Origin of the sequence: Flavobacterium praedii (assembly GCF_026810365.1) — a bacterium.
In the GTDB taxonomy this organism is placed as follows: domain Bacteria; phylum Bacteroidota; class Bacteroidia; order Flavobacteriales; family Flavobacteriaceae; genus Flavobacterium; species Flavobacterium praedii.
The window spans coordinates 2,297,045-2,314,999 of record NZ_CP113948.1; the positions used below are offsets into that span (position 1 = coordinate 2,297,045).

The 17,955-nt window shown below is 33.6% G+C and carries 18 protein-coding genes and 2 tRNA genes; 12 read left to right on the forward strand and 8 right to left on the reverse strand.

All coding sequences use genetic code 11. The features are described from left to right. Positions 1-20: 20 nt before the first annotated feature. The 6 genes from OYT91_RS09790 (at position 21) to OYT91_RS09815 (ending at position 5,667) form a co-directional block, all read left to right on the forward strand. Positions 21-968: a PstS family phosphate ABC transporter substrate-binding protein gene (locus OYT91_RS09790; protein WP_281237805.1), complete on the forward strand. Its 948-nt coding sequence runs from the start codon at positions 21-23 to the stop codon at positions 966-968. Between the two features lie 94 nt (positions 969-1,062). Continuing rightward, complete coding sequence (pstC, locus tag OYT91_RS09795) at positions 1,063-1,956, forward strand: phosphate ABC transporter permease subunit PstC (RefSeq protein WP_281237806.1); 894 nt, start codon at positions 1,063-1,065, stop codon at positions 1,954-1,956. Positions 1,957-1,967: 11 nt separating this feature from the next. Further along, complete coding sequence (gene pstA, locus OYT91_RS09800; RefSeq protein WP_281237807.1) at positions 1,968-2,807, forward strand: phosphate ABC transporter permease PstA; 840 nt, start codon at positions 1,968-1,970, stop codon at positions 2,805-2,807. Then, positions 2,804-3,565 carry a phosphate ABC transporter ATP-binding protein PstB gene (gene pstB / locus OYT91_RS09805; protein WP_281237808.1) on the forward strand — a complete coding sequence of 254 codons (762 nt, stop codon included), beginning with the start codon at positions 2,804-2,806 and terminating at the stop codon, positions 3,563-3,565. Before pstA ends, pstB begins: the two co-directional genes overlap by 4 nt. A gap of 68 nt (positions 3,566-3,633) precedes the next feature. Further along, positions 3,634-4,389, forward strand: coding sequence for a DUF2490 domain-containing protein (locus OYT91_RS09810; protein WP_281237809.1), 756 nt, complete (start codon positions 3,634-3,636; stop codon positions 4,387-4,389). Positions 4,390-4,497: 108 nt separating this feature from the next. After that, on the forward strand, positions 4,498-5,667 hold the full coding sequence (locus OYT91_RS09815; protein WP_281237810.1) for a chromate transporter: 1,170 nt from the start codon (positions 4,498-4,500) through the stop codon (positions 5,665-5,667). 235 nt (positions 5,668-5,902) lie between these two features. Here OYT91_RS09815 and der read toward each other — a convergent pair whose 3' ends face one another. Further along, complete coding sequence (gene der / locus OYT91_RS09820; protein WP_269221887.1) at positions 5,903-7,213, reverse strand: ribosome biogenesis GTPase Der; 1,311 nt, start codon at positions 7,211-7,213, stop codon at positions 5,903-5,905. Between the two features lie 74 nt (positions 7,214-7,287). Here der and OYT91_RS09825 point away from each other — a divergent pair, with 74 nt between their 5' ends. Continuing rightward, a complete protein-coding gene (locus tag OYT91_RS09825; protein WP_281237811.1) occupies positions 7,288-7,854 on the forward strand; it encodes a hypothetical protein in 567 nt (188 codons plus the stop codon). A gap of 286 nt (positions 7,855-8,140) precedes the next feature. On the opposite strand, the gene era is transcribed toward OYT91_RS09825, so the two are convergent. Beyond that, the gene (gene era / locus OYT91_RS09830) at positions 8,141-9,022 is read right to left on the reverse strand and encodes a GTPase Era (protein ID WP_281237812.1); all 882 of its coding nucleotides are present in this window, start codon (positions 9,020-9,022) and stop codon (positions 8,141-8,143) included. A 117-nt stretch (positions 9,023-9,139) separates the two neighbouring features. On the opposite strand from era, the gene OYT91_RS09835 reads away from it, so the two are divergent. Both OYT91_RS09835 and OYT91_RS09840 read left to right on the forward strand, forming a co-directional pair. Further along, positions 9,140-9,212, forward strand: a tRNA-Met gene (locus tag OYT91_RS09835). Between the two features lie 35 nt (positions 9,213-9,247). Then, positions 9,248-9,320: transfer RNA gene (locus tag OYT91_RS09840), tRNA-Met, on the forward strand. Between the two features lie 145 nt (positions 9,321-9,465). Here OYT91_RS09840 and OYT91_RS09845 read toward each other — a convergent pair. The 3 genes from OYT91_RS09845 to OYT91_RS09855 form a co-directional block, all read right to left on the reverse strand. Beyond that, complete coding sequence (locus tag OYT91_RS09845; RefSeq protein WP_281237813.1) at positions 9,466-9,771, reverse strand: hypothetical protein; 306 nt, start codon at positions 9,769-9,771, stop codon at positions 9,466-9,468. Positions 9,772-10,102: 331 nt separating this feature from the next. After that, positions 10,103-10,930 carry a leucine-rich repeat domain-containing protein gene (locus OYT91_RS09850; protein WP_269221879.1) on the reverse strand — a complete coding sequence of 276 codons (828 nt, stop codon included), beginning with the start codon at positions 10,928-10,930 and terminating at the stop codon, positions 10,103-10,105. A 239-nt stretch (positions 10,931-11,169) separates the two neighbouring features. Further along, positions 11,170-12,024, reverse strand: a complete 855-nt coding sequence (locus tag OYT91_RS09855) for a leucine-rich repeat domain-containing protein (protein ID WP_269221878.1) — start codon at positions 12,022-12,024, stop codon at positions 11,170-11,172. A gap of 188 nt (positions 12,025-12,212) precedes the next feature. Between OYT91_RS09855 and OYT91_RS09860 the strand changes: the two genes are divergently transcribed. Further along, entirely contained in the window at positions 12,213-12,701 is a 489-nt protein-coding gene (locus OYT91_RS09860; protein ID WP_269224600.1) for a DUF1761 domain-containing protein, read from the forward strand. 57 nt (positions 12,702-12,758) lie between these two features. On the opposite strand, the gene OYT91_RS09865 is transcribed toward OYT91_RS09860, so the two are convergent. Next, a complete protein-coding gene (locus OYT91_RS09865; RefSeq protein ID WP_269221877.1) occupies positions 12,759-13,037 on the reverse strand; it encodes a 4a-hydroxytetrahydrobiopterin dehydratase in 279 nt (92 codons plus the stop codon). Positions 13,038-13,129: 92 nt separating this feature from the next. Between OYT91_RS09865 and OYT91_RS09870 the strand changes: the two genes are divergently transcribed. Next, positions 13,130-14,281, forward strand: coding sequence for a GNAT family N-acetyltransferase (locus OYT91_RS09870; RefSeq protein WP_281237814.1), 1,152 nt, complete (start codon positions 13,130-13,132; stop codon positions 14,279-14,281). A 178-nt stretch (positions 14,282-14,459) separates the two neighbouring features. Here the strand turns inward: OYT91_RS09870 and abc-f are convergent, their stop codons facing one another. Next, positions 14,460-16,367: a ribosomal protection-like ABC-F family protein gene (gene abc-f / locus OYT91_RS09875; protein WP_281237815.1), complete on the reverse strand. Its 1,908-nt coding sequence runs from the start codon at positions 16,365-16,367 to the stop codon at positions 14,460-14,462. 75 nt (positions 16,368-16,442) lie between these two features. Between abc-f and OYT91_RS09880 the strand changes: the two genes are divergently transcribed. Next, complete coding sequence (locus tag OYT91_RS09880) at positions 16,443-16,823, forward strand: DUF983 domain-containing protein (RefSeq protein WP_281237816.1); 381 nt, start codon at positions 16,443-16,445, stop codon at positions 16,821-16,823. Here the strand turns inward: OYT91_RS09880 and OYT91_RS09885 are convergent, their stop codons facing one another. Next, positions 16,824-17,882, reverse strand: coding sequence for an NAD(P)/FAD-dependent oxidoreductase (locus OYT91_RS09885; protein ID WP_281237817.1), 1,059 nt, complete (start codon positions 17,880-17,882; stop codon positions 16,824-16,826). Between the last annotated feature and the right edge of the window lie 73 nt (positions 17,883-17,955).

Here is a 17,955-nt window from a genome sequence, read left to right on the forward strand (position 1 = left end):
CATTTAAAATAAAACACAAAATGAAAACACCCAAAAAAGTAATATTATCGATAATTGCATTAATAGCAATTAACATAATTCCAAATAAAGTTTCGGCACAAGATCTATCAGGAAACATCAGTATTTCAGGAGCATTTGCTTTGTATCCTATCACCGTAAAATGGGCTGAAGAATTCAAAAAAACACATCCAAATGTTAAAATTGACATTCAAGCAGGTGGTGCTGGAAAAGGAATAACCGATGTATTGTCCAAAGTTACTGATATCGGATTGGTATCTCGTCAATTGAATGCTGCTGAATACAAAAAAGGAGCTTTTGCGATTGCTGTTACTAAAGACGCTGTAATTCCAACTATAAGCGCAACAAGCCCATACAGAAAAGTATTATACCAAAGAGGAGTCAAAAAAGAAGCCTTTAATAACATATTTATTACGGGAAAATACAAAACTTGGAATGCTTTGGGTTTCAAAAGTACAGCTCCTATACATGTGTACACAAGATCGGATGCTGCAGGGGCTGCCGAAACTTGGGCTAGTTATTTTGGCAAAAAACAAGAAGACTTACAAGGAGTTGCTGTTTTTGGAGACCCGGGATTGGCACAAGCAGTTCAAAAGGATCCAACTGGATTAGGTTTTAATAATATCGTTTATATCTATGATACTAAGACCAACAAACCAACCAATGGTATTGTTCCTGTTCCTATAGATCTTAACAATAATGGAAAATTAGATGCCGATGAAAATTTTTATGGAGATATTGACCAATTGATTGCTGCTATTGTATCAGGTAAGTACCCTTCGCCACCAGCAAGAGATTTGTATTTTGTAACCACAGGCAAACCGAATAATGCTATCGTAAAAGCCTTTATAAAATACATTCTTACCGATGGTCAAAAATTTGTTACCGAAGCTGGTTACATTAAACTTTCCAAAGAAAAACTAAAAAAAGAAATAGAGAAGGTAAAATAATATTCTTCTAAATAAAACATCCACCCTAGGACAAATACTGAAAACCATGAGGGGTTTTAAAACAGTTTTTGCTAGGGTGGTTTACTACAATTAAATGAAAAATATAAGACTACTCAAAGACCGTTTCATTGATAAAACATTCTTAACTCTTACACTCTTGTCTATCTCGACGGTAGTACTTATTGCGTTAGGATTGTTCTACAAATCAATACCTATTTTAAACAGTACATCCCTTTATAATTTATTATTCTCCTCCGAATGGAAACCTTTCAAAGAAGCCTTCGGATTTTATCCTTTTATAGTTGGTACACTTTGGGTGACTGCAATTGCTATTATTATTGCTTTACCATTATCAATGCTAACTGCTATTTATCTTTCGGAATATGCTCACATCCGCGTTCGAAGATTGGTTCTGCCTTTAATCGAATTATTATCCGGAATTCCGCCTGTACTTTATGGGGTTTGGGGTGTCTTGGTAATTGTTCCTTTGATTCAAGACCATATAGCACCCCATTTTGTGGAATTCACCACAGGTTATTCGGTGCTGGCAGGTGGAATTGTTTTGGCAATTATGATTTTCCCTCTCATCATTAGCATTGTGATTGAAGTGTTTGATAATGTGCCACAGGATTTACGAAACGCCTCTTTGTCATTGGGTGCTACGCAATGGCAAACCACCAAAAAAGTAGTTCTTCGAAAATCATTTGACGGAATTGTAGCAGCTGTGGTGCTCGCCATTTCCAGAGCTTTTGGAGAAACTATAGCCGTTTTGATGGTCTGTGGGAATTTGGCACAAGTTCCACATAGTTTATTCGATTCAGCGTATCCACTACCAGCGCTTATCGCTAATAATTATGGTGAAATGATGTCTATTCCTATGTATGATTCGGCATTGATGTTTGCAGCTTTGCTCCTATTTGTCATCATCTTTTTATTCAATGCGCTGTCTCGAATTATTTTATACAGAATCGAAAAAAGAAATAACTAACTGGTATCAACATGAGAAAAATAGAAGAAAATATATTCAAAGTTTTGATGATACTAAGTACTATCATCATCAGTAGCACCTTGTTTATGATATTGTATACCATTTTTTCAAAAGGACTTGGTTCCTTAAGTTGGGAAATGGTTTCTAAAATTCCCGAAGGAGGTTTCTACATTGGTAAAGGCGGAGGTATTTTGAATGCGATAGTAGGATCCATTTATATCACTTTGGGTTCAACCTTATTGGGACTTTTAATTAGTCTTCCAATTGTAATTTACATTAATGTGTATGCCAAAAGGAATGCCACTTTGGCAACGATTACCCGATTGAGTTACGACATCCTGTTTGGAATTCCTTCCATAGTATATGGCGCTTTCGGATTTGCAATTATGGTTTATATGGGATTGAAAACCTCTTTATTGGCAGGAATCATTACGGTAACTTTGATGATAATTCCGATACTAGTTCGAGCCATAGACGAAGTAGTTCGAGTGGTGCCAGAAGATATGAGCAATGCCGTTTTTGCACTAGGAGGAACACGCTATGAATCGGCAAAAATTATACTTCGACAATCCATCCCCGGAATTATCACGGCGATATTACTGTCTTTCGGAAGAGCGATTGGCGATGCAGCTTGTGTGCTTTTCACGGCTGGTTTTACAGATAGTATTCCTACTTCATTAGACCAACCCGCAGCGACATTACCATTATCCATATTTTTCCAATTGAGTAGCCCTATTAAAGAAGTACAAAACCGAGCTTATGCAGCAGCTGTTATCCTAACCATTATTGTTTTAATCATCAGCATCGTAGCAAAAATAGCTAGCGAAAATCTTTCAAAAAATAAAATATGATCATTCAACCTCACATAAGCATCCAAAATTTAAATGTTCACATTGGTGAAAACCATATTCTAAAAAACATCAATCTTGACATTCCAGACAAGAAAGTAACTTCGTTAATTGGTCCATCGGGTTGCGGAAAAACAACCCTTCTTAAAACCATGAACCGCTTACTCGACCGACAAAATGATGTTCGTGTAGATGGAAAAGTTTTGGTGGATGGCGAAAATATCTATGATCCAAAAGTAGAAGTAACCCATATTCGCAAAAAAATGGGGTTGCTTTCGCAAAGGCCTTTCCCATTGCCAATGAATATTTATGACAATATAGCTTACGGACCACGCATACACGGAAACCACAACAAAAAAGAACTAGACCAAATTGTAGAAAAATACCTTCGTGGTGTTAACCTTTGGGACGAAGTAAAAGACAGACTTAAATCTCCAGCTACACGACTTTCAATTGGTCAACAGCAAAGATTATGCTTGGCTAGAGGACTTGCAATTGAACCCGAAATTATTTTGGGAGATGAGCCAACATCTGCATTAGACCCTATTTCAACACAAGCCATAGAGGAATTATTTATGGAATTAAAGGATAAATACACGATTGTTTTGGTTACACACATTTTGCGTCAAGCGCGAAGAGTGTCGGATTATATTGGATTTGTCTATATGGGAGAAATTATAGAGTTTGGCCCAACAGAAGAAGTGCTTTTGAATCCAAAAGAAAAACTGACTAAAGATTATGTAAAAGGATTTTTGGTTTAACAGCAAAAAATAAATTCTATATAAACTATAGCGTTTGTTTACATTTGCCAAAACCGAAAATAACCTTCATGAAAACCATCAGAATCTTTTGTCTTTTACTAGTATGTTTTGCTTCTAAAGCCCAAACCGAAAAAAATGTAGATCATCAAAGTTTACTATGGACTCGCTATTACAACCAATTAACAATAAACAACAAATGGTCTTTACACACTGAATTTGACAATCGGATATTTATAAATCCTACCGAAGAAAATTTATTTGTAGTACGAGTACAAGGGCGTTATAAAATTAATAACAACCTAGAAATTGGTGCTGGATATGCCTATTTTTCTGTTGCTACAAAAGTTCCTGAGGCCAGTTATGATTTCAGAATCCCAGAAAATAGAGGACAGCAAGATATTACTTGGAAAAAGGAAGTGGGCAACTTTACCATGAATCAACGGTTTCAAATAGAAGAACGATACATTCACAATGCCGATAAAGTTGGGCTACTTCCGGGAACTACTTTTTATTGGAGATTTAGATACCGACTTCAAGGTGAATATTCCTTTTGGAAAAAAGACAGTCAGTATTTAAAAACAATTGTGTATGATGAATTGATGGTTAATGGAGGGAAAAATATTATCTATAATACATTTGACCAAAATAGAATATATGTTGCTATGCAATATGGCGTTACTAAAAATAGTGCCTTTGAATTGGGTTATTTAAAAAGTTTCCAACAACGTCCGAGTGGCGTTGATTATTTTGATAGAGATATTATCAGGTTTACATTTTTTCATAAAATAAAACTAAAAGAGAAACACAAAGTACAGACTAATTAAGATTTTAAAAATGTTGTCCTATATTCAAATTAGTCAACTCTATTTTTTTTTATAAAATAACCTCATCTTTTGTATACCATTCATACCATTCGCAAAAACAAAACGAATATGAGTACAGAAAGACTTAATTACACATTAATCGATTTAATAAAATATTTTCTAAAACTAGGCACAACAGGTTTTGGCGGTCCCGTAGCTTTAGTTGGTTACATGCATCGTGACTTGGTAGAGAATAAAAAATGGATCAACGATTCCGACTTCAAAGAAGGATTGGCATTATCGCAATTAGCCCCTGGTCCTTTAGCGGCACAATTGGGAATTTACATTGGTTTTGTACATTTTGGAATTTTGGGCGCAACCCTTTCAGGATTAGCCTTTGTAATTCCCTCCTTCATAATGGTTGTTTTATTGGGCATTGCTTACCAAGCGTATGGCGGATTACCATGGATGCAAGCTATTTTTTATGGCATCAGTGCGGCAGTAATTGGGATAATTGTATTGAGTTCCTATAAGCTTACCGTTAAATCCATTAGTAAATTTGAAGTTCCTGCGATAAAAAACAATTGGTTACTTTGGATATTTTATATCGCAGCTACCGTCCTTACAGCTGTAACTCAAAAAGAGGAACTGTTGTTGTTTGTTGCTTTAGGTTTTATTTATATGATCGTAAAAGCACCACCCGAATGGATTAAACGCCCGAAAACTGCTTCTTTATTTTTTCTGACAACTGCTGGATTATCGAGTATTGAACTTGGAAAATTAGGAGACTTAGCTTGGTTTTTCATCAAAGCAGGAGCCTTTGTTTTTGGAAGCGGACTCGCCATCGTTCCCTTTTTGCACGCGGGTGTTGTCAATGAACACGGATGGTTGACCGAACATCAATTTGTTGATGCAGTAGCAGTAGCAATGATTACACCCGGGCCTGTTGTAATTACAGTGGGCTTTATTGGGTATTTAGTCGCGGGAGCAACGGGAGCAACAATTGCCGCTTTGGGCGTTTTTCTGCCTTGCTATTTATTTACAGTAATTCCCGCTCCCTATTTCAAAAAAATATCACAAAACAAAAGCATCAAAGCATTTGTTGACGGAATAACCGCTGGAGTAATTGGCGCTTTGGTGGGGGCTGTAATTGTAATTGCGCTCCGAACTATTATAGATATTCCAACAGCAATGATTGCTACAGGTACCGTTCTGATTCTCACTTACATCAAAAAAATACAAGAACCTCATATTATTGCTATTGCAGCTCTGTTAGGAGTTTTACTTAAACTGATTTAATTTTATATGACTATCCGTGACTAGTACCATTTCAAAGAATGCATTATATTATTGAATGTTAGTCATAAACTTTAGCCTTTCTGTTTTTTTGCGTCTCTGCTCCTTTAATTGAATTTGGGCTCGCAAAGGCGCAGAGACGCAAAGTATATATTCAATATTTGAACTCTTGGTATGAATTGCGGACAGTCATATAATTTTATAAAAAAAGCGGTTGTCAATGACAACCGCTTTTTTCTTATTTCTCTCTAATATAAATATCTATTGGCACTCCTGAGAAGTCCCATTTTTCTCTAATTTTATTTTCAAGGTAACGTTTGTAGGGTTCCTTAACATATTGTGGCATATTGGCAAAAAACACAAACTGAGGCGTTGGTGTTGGCAACTGCATACAATATTTAATTTTCACATACTTCCCTTTCGTTGCAGGTGGTGGATAAGCTTCAATCACTTTCAACATAAATTCGTTGAATTTAGACGTTGCAATATGTTGCTTTCTATTTTCAAAAACCTGAACTGTTGCTTCCAATGCTTTCAACAAACGCTGTTTGGTCAAAGCCGAAACAAAAAGAATAGGCACATCCGTAAATGGCATTAATTCTTTTTTGATTTTTTCTTCGTAATCACGAGTTGACATGGTATCTTTCTCTACCAAATCCCATTTGTTTACCAAGATCACTACCCCTTTACGGTTTTTCTCAGCCAACCAGAAAATACTTTGATCTTGTCCTTCAAATCCGCGGGTGGCATCAATCACCAAAATACAAATATCAGCATGTTCAATCGCACGAACCGAACGCATTACGGAGTAAAACTCTAAATCTTCTTTCACTTTCGCTTTACGACGAATACCCGCCGTATCGACCAAGTTGAATTCAAAACCAAAACGGTCAAACTTCGTATCAATAGCATCACGAGTAGTTCCCGCAATATCCGTTACCATAAAACGTTCTTTACCAATTAAAGCATTGATAAAACTCGATTTTCCAGCATTTGGGCGACCCACTACTGCAAAACGAGGCAAAACTACTTCTTCTTGAACCGGTTCAGGTTTCACTGGAAAAGCTTCAATCAAAGCATCCAATAAATCTCCTGTTCCACTTCCAGATATACTGGCAAAAGTAAAATAATCACCCAAACCAAGATTGTAAAACTCAAGAGCGTCTTTTTCACGCATGGCGTTATCTACCTTGTTCACCGCCAATAAAACGGGTTTCGTTACTTTACGCAACAAACGGGCAACAACATCGTCCATTGGGGTAATCCCCTCTTCAACATCTACCACAAAAATAATAACATCGGCCTCATCGATAGCCAATTCTACTTGTTTGCGTATCTCTCCTTCAAAAACATCATCCGATCCACGAACGTATCCTCCCGTATCAATCACAGAAAACTCTTTTCCGTTCCACTCGCTTTTACCATAGTTTCTATCTCTGGTTACCCCAGAAACCGAATCTACAATAGCTTCTCTTCTTTGTATCAGCCTATTAAAAAGGGTTGATTTCCCTACATTAGGTCTTCCTACTATCGCAACAATATTGTTCATAATATAAATTCAAATATTTATTTCTCCCGAATACTGCTTTCCAGTTTCGGGTTGCAAAGGTAGTGTTTAAAACCATGAATATCAATTTTTTTGGTATATTAGCACAACCTTACCAACTTAACCACTTCATTTCTAAAATTATGGACACCAATAATGAGATCCGTTTGCGTTTGCGATTTTACAAAGATGTCAATCAGAACATCGATTCCTTGCGTCAAAAATTCATCCAATTTACGACCACCCATTCTCCAGATTATATTTTAAAAATAAAAGAATACCACATTTGGATCAACATCAAAGGCGACAAAAAAGCCTATTGGTCACCGCATTTGCATCTCGAAATGGAATCCAAAGGCGAAAACCAAACCCATATTCGAGGACTATTTGGCCCCGATCCCAATTTATGGACGTTTTTCATGTTTTTACACTTTATGATTGCGGGAACTTTCATCATTTTTTGCGGCATCGCCTACTCTGACTACGTTCTAAAAAAATCCACAACCAGTGATTTCCTTGTAATGTCTCTTATGGTTTTCGCGTGGTTTCTACTCTATGTCATCGCCAAACAAATCCGAAGAAATGGCGAAAATCAAATGAATGATATCGAAAAATTGTTTCTGGAAATCATAGAATATCAATAACAAGCAGCCAATCCAGCTCTCCATTGCAACTCCTCGCTCAAAAAGGAGTTGTTCCAATGCGCTTGCACGAGCTTCTTTCAGTCGCTCAGCAACCACAGGAACAACTACCTTTTTTCACTGTGGGGTTTTCATTTCACACGAGCGAAGCGAACTGGCGAAGCAATCTGGGCTAAAAAAAAATCAGCATTAGAAACAAATTCCAATACTGATTTAAAATTATTTAATTTCAATCTTTTATAGGTCATCAAATTCACTGAACACTAAAAAATTGAAAACTGAACACTACTTATTGATTATACCCAAAACGCTTCAGCATATTCGCGTTACTTCTCCAGTTTTTATTCACTTTCACATACAATTCAATATGGATTTGCTTCCCGAAGAATTTTTCTAGATCCACACGGGCTTCCATTCCCACTTTTTTCAAAGCAGCACCTTTGTGACCAATGATAATTCCTTTTTGGGTATCGCGCTCCACCATAATCAAAGAACGAATGCGAATGATATTCTCATCTTCAAAAAATTCTTCGGTTACGATTTCTACAGCATACGGAATTTCTTTGCTGTAGTTCAATAATATTTTTTCACGGATTGTTTCATTTACAAAGAAACGTTCCGGTTTGTCCGTTAATTGATCTTTTGGATAATACGCGGGCGATTCTGGTAACAACGAAATGATTCTTTGAAAAACTTCGGGAACATTAAAATTCTGCAAAGCTGAAATCGGATAAATCTCGGCGTTTGGAACTTTAGCAGTCCAAAAAGCGACTTGTTCTTCCAATTGCGTTTGATTTGAATTGTCAATTTTATTCAACAATAACAAAACTGGAATTTTCGAATGGATAATTTTATTAAAAAAAGCTTCGTCTTTCAATTCCTGCTCACCAATCTCGACCATATAGATCAAGATATCGGCATCTTCAAAAGCGGACTTCACGAAGTTCATCATCGATTCCTGCATTTCGTAGGCCGGTTTGATGATTCCAGGCGTATCCGATAAGATCATTTGAAAATCTTCCCCGTTTACAATTCCTAAAATTCTATGACGTGTTGTTTGTGCTTTAGACGTAATAATGGATAACCTTTCACCAACAAAGGCGTTCATTAGTGTTGATTTCCCAACGTTTGGATTCCCTATGATGTTTACAAAACCTGCTTTATGTGACATTTCTACTTAAATTTATGCTGCAAAGGTAGTCATATCAAGTCAATACAGGAAATAAAACATTTTTTAAAGTTTTCATTGGATTTGTCAAAATTCGGCGTATCTTTGCACCCGAAACATCGCGGGATAGAGCAGTAGGCAGCTCGTCGGGCTCATAACCCGAAGGTCACAGGTTCGAGTCCTGTTCCCGCTACTAAGGTAGCCTTATTGAGATTACAAAACGCACATCGCGGGATAGAGCAGTAGGCAGCTCGTCGGGCTCATAACCCGAAGGTCACAGGTTCGAGTCCTGTTCCCGCTACTAGAAAAGCTTCAGAGAAATCTGGAGCTTTTTTTATGCTTTAAAAATAGTTACTTGAGATATTCTTTTTTCAAAATTGCCAACAATCTAGAAAAAAAAGACCGCTCAATCTGAACAGTCTTTTTTATACATTAAAGAAATAAGTTTATACAGCAAACAAACCTTGCTTGTGGGCGTTGTATAAAACCAAATCGTAAGGGACTAATTTTGGAGCAACTTTCTCTGAATCAGCATCAAATTGAATACCGTTATGTTTTCTAAACAAGTAAATCTCCTTTAAGCAATTAGACAAACTCTGGTGAATAAATGTCGTAAAAGTCGGTAACTGCTTATCGCCTACCAATAAGTCAATTTGGTAATTCGAACTGCTTTTTGATAAATTGTTCCCGATTATTCTTAAAGTAAATGTTGTTGGGATTCCGTTTTGTTTCCCTTGATACTGTACTACCATACTATTTAAAATTAAAATGTGGTTAAATTAAAATTATTATCCAAACTCTATATTCATTGAATTCTTTATTAAAGCTTTTATAAATACGAAATCGATATAATAACAGCTCTAAAATTATTAACTTATAACAAAGCTACTCAATAAAACCGTTTCAAGCCCAATTAAAGCATGTAAATTTTTCATAATTTATTTCTCAAAATGACTATTATAAACCACAAACACTTTTAAACTTTTAGAAAACGAAAAACCCTGTAAAGTATGAATTTACAGGGTATTCTAACTAAATGTATTAAAACAAACAACTTTCAAAATCTTTAACCTCGCAAAATTACTATCCTTTTATAACGGGTAAGGAAATCACATTCCCTAATTCATTTCGCATGGTCATATTCAATTTATCCAATAATGACAATTTATTGGAAACCATACCAGTAAACAAATTATAAGATATATTCATTTTTTTTAAATGTGTTAATTTTTCCAATTCTAAAGGAACAGTACCTTTAAAATCATTATCAAACAATTGTAAATTTTCTAACAATAACAAATTCCCAACTGCGGGACTTAAAGTGCCGGAAAACTTATTACTGTACAATGACAAAAACTTCAAAGATTTTAAATTATAAATCGAAACGGGCAATTGTCCTTTAAAAGAATTCTCATACAGCGATAAAGATTCCAAATTAGAAAGCTTCCCAATTTGCGGAGGCAATTCACCGGATAAAATGTTTCGATCCAATGATAACACTTTCAAATTTGGAAGTGCACAAACCGATAGCGGTATAAACCCTGTCAATCTACAATTAGAAAGATTCAATAATTGTAACGATTTCAAATTACCAATATTAAGAGGTATTTCCCCATTAATCAAATTTGAACCCAAATCTAATTCCTGTAAATTGGTCAAATCACTGATCTCAACTGGAATTCGACCTGTTAAATTATTACCCTTTAAGTTTATCGATATTACCTTATCGTCTAAAACTTTAACCCCATACCATTTGTCCATAGGCAACGAAAGATCCCATTTCTTGATCCATTTACTACCATTGGTAACTTGATTGAGTTTTATTAAAATTTCTTTATCAGCTTGTGAAACTTCCGCAAAAACAGAAAGTGTAAAAAATATGGAAAATAGTAAAGTAATTTTTTTATTCATAAATTTCAAATAAGGTTCATCGAATCAAAAATAATTAAAAAGTTCGCTAACCAACAATAAAAATCGATAAATTAACGTAAATATTCTTTTTATACGTACTATATCTTACAAATAATTAACTACATAATTTAAAAATAAAATCAAAAAGCGCAATAATTTAGAAACTAAACTATTGCGCTTTTCACTCTAAAAATCAAATAATATAACACCAATTAACTAAACCATAAATATTATAAAAACTATTCATCTGCAGCCAAAACACCTTTTGCATCAGTTGCAACCTTCAATTTGAAAGCAACACCAGATTCATCTACCATCGTAAGATTAAAATCATCTTTTTGTGCCAAGGCTTTGTTTACTTCACCAGTAAAAGAATTATACGATAAATTTACACTTCTTAAATTTTCCATTTTAACAATGGTATACGGAATTTGTCCTTGCATTTTATTGTCAAACAAACTAAGAGTTTCCAACGATTTTAAGTTTTCAATATTCCAACTAATATTTCCTGAAAATTTATTACTACTTAACAACAATTGTTTTAAATTCTTAAGTTCATACAACGAAGCAGGAAGTTGGCCAGATAATTCATTATTGAATAAAGACACTACTTCTAATTCTTTTAAATTGCCAATTGCAACTGGTAATTCACCAGAAAGATTATTCATAAAAAGCATTACTACTTTTAAATGAGGAATCTCACAAATAGAATTCGGTATTGTTCCTGATAATTTATTAAAAGCCAGATTCAATTCTTTTAAATTTTTTAAAGCTCCAATTTTTTCAGGTATGTTGCCTGAAATTTGATTTTTAAATAAATTCAATTCTTCCAGATTTTTCAGATCTGTTATATCTGCAGGTAACGTTCCAACCAAATTGTTATTGGCCAAAATAATTGCTACCACCTTATCATTTTGTATTTTAACACCATACCAACTTTCAACTGGAGCAGTCAAGTCCCATTTTACTTTCCACTGAATGCCATTTGTTTTTTGATATAATTTGATCAAAATCTTTTTCTCTACGTTTGAAACATTAGCAAATACCGAAACTGAGAAAACAACTGTAATAAATAATGCAATACTATTTTTCATGATCTTTATTTTTACAATTTGATATAATAAAAGTAATGAAAAAATACAATTAAATGCAAATAAAATCGTTTAAATACATATTATAAATTATTTTATAGTCATTTATTTACAATTAATTGCAATTTGAGCCTAATTACAGTTAAAAAAAAATAATTACATTTGATATCCTAACCTTAAAACCTAAAAATATGGAAATGAATTGGATAGCTATTTTAGTAAGTGCCTTTACAACATTAGTAGTTGGATTTATTTGGTATCACCCAAAAGTATTTGGAACAACTTGGATGAAAGAAACTGGACTTACACAAGAAGAACTCGCAAAAGGGAATATGCTGAAAATTTTCGGACTTACTTATATCTTCTCCCTTTTTATCATTTTAACCGAAATGTCATTAACAATACACCAGTCTGGTGCGATAGGAATGGTAGGTGGCCCTTTTAAAATAAGTGAGGCACTCCCCTCATTTAAGGCATTTATGACCGACTATGGAACTGCCTTTAGAACGTTTAAACATGGTGCCTTACACGGCTTTATGTCGGGTTTATTTTTTGCTTTCCCTGTAATTGCAATAAACGGTTTATTTGAAAGAAAATCTTGGATATACATTTTGATACACGCTGGATATTGGCTGGTTACCTTGACCATAATAGGATCATTGATATGCGGTTGGTTATAAATCAATGTTAAATAACAAAGCCTTATTTCTAAACTCAATAGAAATAAGGCTTTTTAATTAAAATAAACTTTCAATTTGTTTGGCCAACTCAAAATCTTTAGTTGTCACCCCGCCCGAATCGTGTGTGTTCAAACGAATATTTACTTTATTATATACATTAAACAATTCTGGATGATGATTCATTTTTTCGGCCAAAACTCCAACTTGGACTATAAAACCAAGTGCTTGCATAAAATTCTTGAATTTAAATTCCTTTTCTATAGCATCTTCTTTAAAATGCCAGTTCGCCAAATCTACTAAAAAAGGTTTCGCTGACTCTTCATTATATGTTTCCATAACGTATTGTTTTTATAAAGTTAGATAATTTAAAACAATACCGTATAAAATTAACTTTATTGGCTAAATTTGAATAAAAATACAAATCCAATTTGAAAACAACTCTTTCTTATCAAATATATGAAACCAAAGACCAACTTCCTGAAAACTGGGATGATTTAGGTTCCAAAAATATTTTTTTATCTAAAGAGTATTTTGAAATATTAGAAAAATCTGCCCCTTCTAATATGACTTGCCATTATATTGGTATTTTCGAAGCTAAAATTTTGGTTGGTATTGCAATTTCACAGTTTTTAGATTTAAATAAATTAGAATCATTTGGAGATAGGGATCGATGTGTTAAAGCTTCCGTCCGGAAATTTATTCTCAAAAACTTTGCTTCTCATGTATTGCTTATTGGAAATAATATGCTTACGGGCCAAAATTCTTATGTTTTTTCAGATTCAATTTCAGCAATAGAAGGTATTAAAACCTTAAAGAAAGCAACTGAAACTTTAAAAACAAGATTTAAATCCATTGGAAAAAAGGTTCACATTACGACTTTTAAAGATTATTCTCAAAAAGATGCCGACAACTTCACTATCGATTTATTCAAAAAAAACTATAGGTATTGCATCCAACCAAACATGATTTTTAAAATTAAAGTGGAATGGAAATCAGAGCAAGATTATATAGATTCCTTAACCAAAAAATACCGCGATCAATACAAAAGAGCCCGAAAAAAAGCAGAAGGGATTGAAAAGAGAAAATTACATTTGGAAGATATCATTAAGTATGAGGATACTATTTATGATTTATACCATCACGTTGCACAAAGCGCCCCTTTTAATACTTTTTTTCTAACTAAAAATCATTTTAGAGTTTTCAAAGAAATTCTAAAAGACAAATTTTTATTTTATGGTTACTTTTTAGATGAAAAACTTATTGGTTTCAATACGTTAATCAAAAATGGAAATGCGATCGACACCTATTTTTTGGGTTATGATGATACAATTCAAAAAGATAAAATGTTGTATTTAAACATGCTTTATGACATGATTGCCTATTCTATTAATAAAGGATTCAAAGAAATTATATTTTCAAGAACTGCTTTAGAAATCAAGAGTTCAGTTGGGGCAAAACCATTGGAAATGTATGGCTTTATGGAACACAATAATTCACAAATAAACAAACACGTTCCAAAAATATTTCCATTATTAGAACCCGAAATTGTTTGGAAAGAAAGAAGCCCTTTTAAAGAGTAATCAGTTTACAGATTTCAGAAGGCAGATTTCAGAAGGCAGATTTCATTAAGAATTTAGACAAAAAAAGAAAGCGAAAGTTCGTCAAAATAGACAAACTTTCGCTTAGCTCAGATAACAAATTTGATCTTTCTAATACCTACTTACTGACCTCAATTTACTATTCTCTGTATTTTATTTTCTACAAATTATCAATTTCTTCCTGGACAATTTCCCAATCAAGTAGCAATTTATCCAACTCCGCTTTCTTTTTGTTATAGGCAATAAAAAAGGATGCATCTTCAATATGCTTATCATAGTTAGAAGCTAATAACTTATCATCATGCTGAATATCTTTTTCCAATTGCTTTATTTGACTTTCTACTTTGCTTAATTTGTTTTGCAGAGCCTTTCCCTTTTTTTGATCTTCGTAGGAAGCTTTGTTGCTTTCCTTTGCATTAGTTGCTTTCAAGGCATCTTTTTTCTCCACTTCACGCATATTTTCCATATTGCGTTCTTCTAAGAAATAATTGATATCTCCTAAATATTCTTTAATTTTCTGATCTTTAAATTCATAAACAATATTTGACATTCCTTGCAAGAAATCTCTATCGTGAGAAACCAGCAATAAAGTTCCTCCAAACTTTTGCAAAGCCGCTTTCAATACATTCTTAGATTTAATGTCTAAGTGATTGGTAGGTTCATCCATTAACAAAACATTGATTGGTTGCAGCAATAATTTACAAAGCGCCAAACGGTTTCTTTCACCTCCAGAAAGGACTTTAACCTTTTTTTCAACATCATCTCCACGAAACAAAAAAGAACCCAGCATATCGCGCACTTTCATACGGTTGGTATCCATAGCCGCATCTTCCATCGTTTGCAACAAAGTAATTTCGCCATCTAAATATTCTGCTTGATTTTGAGCAAAATAACCCAATTGTACATTATGCCCAAGCTTAATAGACCCTTGATATTCAAATTCATCAACAATGGCTTTTATGAAAGTTGATTTTCCTTGTCCATTTTGACCAACAAAAGCAATTTTACTTCCACGCTCTACTAACAAACTAATATCTTTAAGAATCGTTTTGTCACCGTAGCTTTTAGTTACATTTTCAGCTTCTATAACTACTCTACCCGGTTCTTTTGAAACTGGAAACGAAATATTCATCACCGAATTATCATCTTCGTCCACTTCAATACGTTCTACTTTGTCCAGCTTTTTAATTAAAGACTGTGCCATAGAAGCTTTAGAGGCTTTAGCCCTAAACTTCTCAATTAATTTTTCGGTTTCTTCTATTTTTTTAGCTTGATTTTTTTGAGTAGCCAATTGCTTTTCACGAATTTCATGACGTAATTCAAGATATTGAGAATACGGTTTATTAAAATCGTATGCTTTACCAAGTGATATTTCAATAGTTCTGTTGGTTACGTTATCCAAAAACATTTTATCGTGCGAAACAATAACAACAACTCCAGGATAACTGCGCAAAAAACTTTCTAGCCAAATAATACTTTCAATATCCAAGTGGTTTGTAGGCTCATCCAGTAATAAAACATCATTCGATTGCAATAATAATTTCGCTAATTCGATACGCATTCTCCAACCTCCTGAAAAAGTTTCGGTTTGATTGTCAAAAACTTCACGTTTGAAACCCAACCCTAAAAGAATCTTCTCGGTATCACCTACATAATTATAGCCCCCTAATAAATCAAAACGATGTGTATAATCCGAAAGATCTTCAATAATTTGACTGTATTCTTCACTTTCATAATCAGTTCGAGTAACCAATTGATGATTGATGTCAGCTAATTTTTTTTCAACTATTTTTATTTCAGTAAATGCTTCGTAAGCTTCTTCTAAAACGGTTCTACCCACTTCAAAATCAATATCCTGACGCAAGAACCCCATCCGAATTTCTTTTTCTTGCGAAATTACTCCTGAATCTGGAGCAAAATCTTTTGCCAGTATTTTAAGCATAGTCGATTTCCCTGCTCCATTCTTTCCAACAAGACCAACACGGTCTCCAGCTCCCAAACGAAAAGTAACTTCTTCAAACAAATAAGAACCACCAAACGAAACCGATAAATTATGTATATTAAGCATCTATTAATTATTTTATTCCTTAATGTATTAGTAAATTTGTGCTTTCTAAAAATAGAAAAATTAATTTTTTTGCAAATGTTAAAAAAAGGATCCAAATTATATAGCATTTTAACAGGAACTTGTCCAAAATGCATGAATGAGAGTATGTATGTGGATAAAAATCCTTTACATTTAGGTTCAGTTCTCAAAATGAATGAAAATTGCAGCCATTGTGGCCTTAAATATCAAATTGAACCTTCTTTTTTTTACGGTGCAATGTATGTAAGTTATGGATTAAATGTTGCTTTAGGAATAGCTGCATTTATAGTATCCTATCTTTTTTTTAATGCTAGTATAAAAACTTCCTTTATCATCATTATTGCAACATTAATAATATGTTTTCCAATAGTATTGCGATGGTCAAGAAACATTTATATCAATATGTTCGTATCTTATGATCCTACCACAAAAAAATAACTAAGATTTTTTTCCTTTTTTATTGGTAAATCTCTTTATATCTATTTCTTTATCCAATATAAAATCATTTTCTATATGATCAAACAATGCTTTAGCCATTGCTGGACCAAGCATTACCCCGCGTGTGCCTAAACCATTCAAAATATGAAATCTTTTGTATTGGTCGTGGGTACCCACTAGCGGTCTTCTATCTTTTACGGTAGGTCGAACTCCTGCAAAATGTTGAACAACTTCAAATTCACAGGAAATTATTTCACGAACTCGTTCCATCAATTCATTTTTTCCTTCTTCTGTGGGCAAATCGGTTTTGTCTTTCCAATTGTATGTTGCTCCAACTTTAAACAAATCATTCCCTAATGGCAAAATAAAAACACTGGTATTAACAATAACATCTAAATTCAAATTTGGAGCTTTAATAATAAACAATTCCCCTTTTGTCCCATCCAAAGGCAATTGATTAAAAAAAGGATTAGAATGCAAACCAAAACCTTCGGCAAAAACAACATTTCTTGCTTTTATACCTTTATAAGTAATAAAATCCTCTTGAATGATTAATGCATCATAATCAAAAGTTTCCTTGACCAAAAGTGAATGCGACAAAAGATATTTTTGATAGTTTACAAGCAATGCGGCAGTATCAAGGTAACCCGTTTGTAATACTTCACCATATCCAAAAGGAGACTCTATTCCATCATAATTTTTAAAACACAAACTGGTTGACAAAAAAGAAGCTAAAGACTCTTTATCGGAAGCAGCAAACCAATTATTTTGCTCTTCAATAGAATAAAACTTACGCAAAATTGGAATTCTAAAATCAAATTTGATTTGAATTTTAGAAGCTAAATTAGAATAAAAATCACTCATTATTTCCAGTTGTTCTTTAGCACGCCATACTTCGCTAAAACGTTTCAATATAACAGGATTATATAATCCACCTGCAATTTTGGAAGAATTCTGAGAATCATTATCAAATACCAATATACTTCTATTATATCTCAAAGCACATTCAGCAAAAGAAATACCAGCAAGTCCAGAACCAACAATTAAATAATCAATCATAACTTTGTAATAATTAAAAAACAAAAAACTCTTACCTAAATAAAGTAAGAGTTTTTATTATAAAATAATGGAG